The sequence below is a fragment of the Stenotrophomonas sp. 2YAF22 genome (genome assembly GCF_052114665.1).
In the GTDB taxonomy this organism is placed as follows: domain Bacteria; phylum Pseudomonadota; class Gammaproteobacteria; order Xanthomonadales; family Xanthomonadaceae; genus Stenotrophomonas; species Stenotrophomonas indicatrix.
The window spans coordinates 1-2,844 of the sequence record NZ_JBFRFE010000573.1; the positions used below are offsets into that span (position 1 = coordinate 1).

Sequence of the window (2,844 nt, forward strand, 5' to 3'; positions counted from 1 at the left end):
GCGCCATCCATGGCGCTCACGCCCCCGCAACCGGACCCACCCCGCCTTCGACAGKTTTCCGCGATCTGTCGGAATGGCAKGGCCTGCTCCTGKTGGGTGTCGACCTTGGTCGACACGGTAGATCCACGCCATGCGTGGATGTTCATCGTTCAATTGTCGAAATATTCGATTTCGATGGAGATCCATCCACGCATGGCGTGGATCTACTGAAGCCGCCGGTACTCGTCTGGGGAAGAGCCCCCTGAGTCAGGGGGCGGCCGCGAAGCGGCGGGGGTCTGGAAGCTGGTAAGTGGGGCCCGCGGTTCGCGCAGCGAAGCGTGGGAGCGACAGCGCGTATGCGATGGCGCGTACCAAGGCGCAGCCCTGCCGATACCCTTACACTGGCCGCCGTCTCCTGCGTCCCCGCCTGATGAACCTTCCCCTGCATTTCGGCCTGCTCGGTACGCTCGAGGCGGGCCTCATCGCCCTGCTGGTCGGCCTGCTGGTGTATTTCCTGTGGCACCACCTGTGCCGGCTGCTGCACTGGACCGTGGGCCATGCCATCGGCTGGTCGTGCGTGATCGCGGTGATCATCTCCGCCGGCATCGACGCCTGGAAGCTGTTCTACATGGGCATCGTGCGGCTGGAGTCGCCGCTGTATGCGCGCCTGTTCCTGTCCACCATCCACGATCCGAACGAACTGGGCAGCCGCGTGGTGCTGGAGATCGCCGGTGCGCTCTCCGGTGTTGCATTGGGATGGGTGTTGTTCAGTTCGCGGTCATCGGAAAAAACCGTCGACTGACGCAGGTTTTTCGTTCGCTGCAGGTTAAATCCTGCAGCGCTGAATGCTCGTCTTACTACCTGCTCACTTCGCACTAACCACCGCGCTAACGCATGCGTCTGCGCCAGTGGTTAACCATGCGTGTTCGAGGGAATCGCGGCGCAAAATCGATTCAGAAACGCGGTGGCAGGGTAGGTGCCGTGCGGAGACAACGACCGCGCACTACCACCCTTCAGGAGACACCCCAGATGACTATTCGCAACCGCAAGCCCCTGATCGCCCTGATCGTCGCCGCCGGCAGCGTGTTGGCCATCCCGGCGATGGCGCAGTCGGCCAAGCAGCAGGCCGCGCATGCACAGAACGAAGCGGCGCAGGCCCAGCAGGCGGCGGCACAGGCAGGCCAGGCGGCTGACCAGGCCACCGACGCGGCCGCAGCAGCCTCGGCGCAGGCCAACGGCGGCGGCCAGACGTGGGCCAGCATCGATACCGATGGCAACGGCACCATCAGCAAGAGCGAGTCGCAGGTGAATGCGGGCCTTGCGCAGGTGTTCGACCAGGCGGATGCCAACAAGGACGGCCAGTTGAGCGCCGACGAGTACAAGGCCTACGTGGCCGCCCAGCAGGCGGGTGCCGGCGCGGGTGGCACGGCAGCAGGCCAGGGTCGCTGATCCACGGTTGAATTCGGGACAACCGGTGCATGGGCAACCCGGGTGGCTTCGGCCACCCGGGTTTTTTTCGTCATCGCCGCGCCTGTATCCTAGGGCGATGAACACCTCCACGCCTGCGCCCTCGCGCGCYATCGGCCTGGTCGGTTTTGACGGTGACGACACGCTGTGGAAGAGCGAGGACTACTACCGCAAGGCCGAGCAGGATTACCTGGACCTGCTGTCGCGCTACATCGACGTCCACGACACCCAGACCGCCCGCCACCTGCTGGAAGTGCAGCAGCGCCACCTCGGCGTGTTCGGTTACGGGGTGAAGAGCATGACGCTGTCGATGATCGAAGCGGCCATCGAGATCACCTCGCAGCGCATCGAAGCCAAGGACATCCAGCGCATCCTCGACATCGGCCATGACACCCTGCGCCATCCGGTCGAACTGATCGACGGCGTACGCGAGTCGGTGGCTGCCATCGCCGCGCAGTACCCGGTGGTGCTGATCACCAAGGGCGACCTGTTCCACCAGGAAGCCAAGATCAAGGTGGCGGCGCTGGCGGACCTGTTCCCGCGCATCGAGATCGTGTCCGAGAAGGACCCGGAAACCTATGCCCGCGTGCTGGCCGAATTCGACCTGCCGATGCAGCAGTTCGTGATGGTCGGCAATTCGCTGCGCTCGGACATCGAACCGGTGATCACCCTCGGCGGCTGGGGTATCCACACCCCGTACGCAGTGACCTGGGCGCACGAGACTCAGCACGGCGTGGCCGACAACGAACCACGCATGGTCAACGCCGATACCGCCTGGGACTGGCCGGCGGCGCTGGCGACGATCGAGGCCAAGGCCGCTGCCGCGGCCTGACACGGCGCGGCCGCTGCGGCAGAATCGAAGCATGAAACTGTCACTGCGCGCCCTGCTGTTGTCCCTGCTGCTGGCGCCGGCCATCGTGCTGGCGCAGCAGACCGCCGAACGTTCGGCGACCTATGAGGTGGATACCGGCGATGCCTGGGTCGACACCCAGCTGGCCGATATCAACCACTACGCCGAGCGTTACCCCGATGCCTTCCTCGACGAGGTATCGCGCTATGCCGGTGTACCGCGGGGTTACATCGCCGCGCTGGCCACCACCCACCAGTGGCAGGCCGGCGACATCTATTTCGCCTGTTTCTGGGCCAAGGCCAGTGGCCAGACCTGCCGCGACAGCGTGCGTGCCTTCAGCCAGGATCCCGAGGGCGGCTGGGCCGAGGTGGTGAAGCGGATGCCGGCCAAGCCGCAGAACCTGCACTACCGCGCCGTACGCCACGCCATCGTGGCCAGCTACGAGCACTGGGATCGGCCGATCACCCTCGATGCCACGCTGAAGCGCCAGCTCAAACGGTAGTGCCGGCCGCTGGCCGGCAACTGCATGCCCCCGACGCAGAGGTTGC

At 65.4% G+C, this 2,844-nt stretch carries 4 protein-coding genes; all 4 read left to right on the top strand.

Translation table 11 applies throughout. The features are described from left to right. Positions 1 to 409 precede the first annotated feature (409 nt). The 4 genes from AB4Y84_RS18335 to AB4Y84_RS18350 all read left to right on the top strand — a co-directional run bounded on the left by AB4Y84_RS18335 (position 410) and on the right by AB4Y84_RS18350 (position 2,798). On the top strand, positions 410 to 781 hold the full coding sequence (locus tag AB4Y84_RS18335) for a hypothetical protein (RefSeq protein WP_025878234.1): 372 nt from the start codon (positions 410 to 412) through the stop codon (positions 779 to 781). Positions 782 to 1,008: 227 nt separating this feature from the next. Further along, positions 1,009 to 1,428 (top strand): EF-hand domain-containing protein, encoded by a 420-nt coding sequence (locus AB4Y84_RS18340; protein ID WP_025878233.1) that lies wholly within the window; start codon positions 1,009 to 1,011, stop codon positions 1,426 to 1,428. A 97-nt stretch (positions 1,429 to 1,525) separates the two neighbouring features. Then, positions 1,526 to 2,278: an HAD family hydrolase gene (locus tag AB4Y84_RS18345; protein WP_442244700.1), complete on the top strand. Its 753-nt coding sequence runs from the start codon at positions 1,526 to 1,528 to the stop codon at positions 2,276 to 2,278. A 31-nt stretch (positions 2,279 to 2,309) separates the two neighbouring features. Beyond that, positions 2,310 to 2,798, top strand: a complete 489-nt coding sequence (locus tag AB4Y84_RS18350) for a hypothetical protein (RefSeq protein ID WP_442244701.1) — start codon at positions 2,310 to 2,312, stop codon at positions 2,796 to 2,798. The last annotated feature ends 46 nt before the right edge of the window (positions 2,799 to 2,844 follow it).

Coding starts and splice junctions, on each gene's coding strand:
- AB4Y84_RS18350 (WP_442244701.1), top strand. CDS start 2,310: ATGAAACTGTCACTGCGCGCCCTGCTGTTGTCCCTGCTGCTGGCGCCG.
- AB4Y84_RS18340 (WP_025878233.1), top strand. CDS start 1,009: ATGACTATTCGCAACCGCAAGCCCCTGATCGCCCTGATCGTCGCCGCC.
- AB4Y84_RS18335 (WP_025878234.1), top strand. CDS start 410: ATGAACCTTCCCCTGCATTTCGGCCTGCTCGGTACGCTCGAGGCGGGC.